At 63.0% G+C, this 1,580-nt stretch carries 1 protein-coding gene and 1 pseudogene; both read right to left on the bottom strand.

All coding sequences use genetic code 11. From position 1 onward, the window contains the following. Nucleotides 1-188: pseudogene (locus tag AC1DLB_RS29550) on the bottom strand (hypothetical protein); the annotation flags it as partial. 28 nt (nt 189-216) lie between these two features. Beyond that, nucleotides 217-1,407, bottom strand: coding sequence for an NnrS family protein (locus AC1DLB_RS29555; protein ID WP_477743991.1), 1,191 nt, complete (start codon nt 1,405-1,407; stop codon nt 217-219). Nucleotides 1,408-1,580: the final 173 nt, after the last annotated feature.

Here is a 1,580-nt window from a genome sequence, read left to right on the forward strand (position 1 = left end):
CCATACAACAGCAACACCACGCCGTGCAGAACCTTACGCGAACGCAGGGCAATCGCCTGATCCGCCGTCACTTGCGCAATCTCCGTCAACGGCTGGCGGGCGCGATGCCAGATGACCACCTCGAAAAACAGCGTGCCAATGAAGGCGATTGCCGCCAGCAAATGCGTGACCAGTAAAAAGGGATACATCAGCGGCTGCCTCCATTCATTCGCGTATTCATCCTGGATGACCGTCGACCCGGGCCCGCAACAGCATCGGCCCATAGCGCCAGGCATACAGTGCAAACGCCAGCGCCCAGCACAGACCGGCCAACCACAATGCGGCCAAGGGGAAAAACAGGATCAACACCACCCGGCTCAGACACGCCAGGTTGAGCAGAATGAACGCCAGGGTCATGCCCGATGGCGGTTCCAGGGGGCGACCGGTGTGGCCGAGGCTGACCCGCGCGATCATCGCCAGCACCAGGCCAGCCATGGCCCCGATGGTCAGGCAATGCACCGCCAGACTCGGGTTGATCGGCACACCGAAATGCCACAGCGCCATCCCGAGACACGCCACCGCCAGCCAGCCATAGGCCAGATGCAGCGACCACAACAACGGCACGCGCCAGAGTGCCCGGTCATGCCAGCGCACCAGGCGCACCAGATGCCCTGCCGCCAGCACCGCGAACAGCAGGCCCACCCAGACATTGGGGTTGAGCGCCGGTCCTGCGGCATACAACAACGCCACCAGCGGCGAACCGACCAACAGCAGGCGATCCAGCCAGGGCCAGGCGGCAACGCCTTCAACCCGACCAAGGCCGCGCTGGGTGAAGAACGGAATGACCCGCCCGCCGATCAACCCCATCATCGCCGCCACCAGCCAGAGGCCGCTCAGCACGCCCTGGCGTTGCCAGCCTTCGTGCCCCTCGACCAGGCCGTACAGAGACAACCCGTCAGCCAAGGCCAATAACATCAAGACCACCACAATCGGGTAGTTACGTTTCTGCCGCACTTTCCACAAGGTGAAGCCCATGAGTACCGCCACCGCCAACGGGAACGCCAGTTCCAGCACGGCGAGCAACGGCCATGGCGCATTGGCCAGCCAGGCCACCCGCGCCAACAACCACAGCAACGCCAGCGCGGCCAACGGTTTGCTGCTGAGGCCGGGGCGACCGGTCCAGGTCTGCACCGCCGTCAACAGAAAGCCCGCGATAATCGCCAACCCGAACCCGAACAGCAATTCATGCCGATGCCAGCCCAGCCAACCGCCCGCCGGCTGCCAGTTGGAAATCGAACCACTGAAGGCCGCCAGCCAGAGTGGAATGACCAGCACTGCCAAAAGGCAACCGGCGAGGAAAAGTGGCCGAAAGGCCAGCCGAAACAGCGGCGTGATTGCCATCGCTTTACGGCGGTCAAGCACTTGCATAAAACCACTCCTCTACCTTGTTGCCGACCTGACACCAACCCGCAGGCGCCGAGGTAAATCCAGGGGCAATCATCGGGTATTACCGATCCATTGCCGTTGTCGCAGATCAAGTGTGCAAGGGGCGTGCCCTGATGCTTTCTCGTATTCCTGTGGCGAGGGAGCTTGCTCCCGCT

This window comes from Pseudomonas sp. 05N434, from assembly GCF_056396965.1.

Excerpts from the sequence above, each read along its gene's own strand:
- AC1DLB_RS29555 (WP_477743991.1), bottom strand. The coding sequence starts at position 1,407 with ATGCAAGTGCTTGACCGCCGTAAAGCGATGGCAATCACGCCGCTGTTT.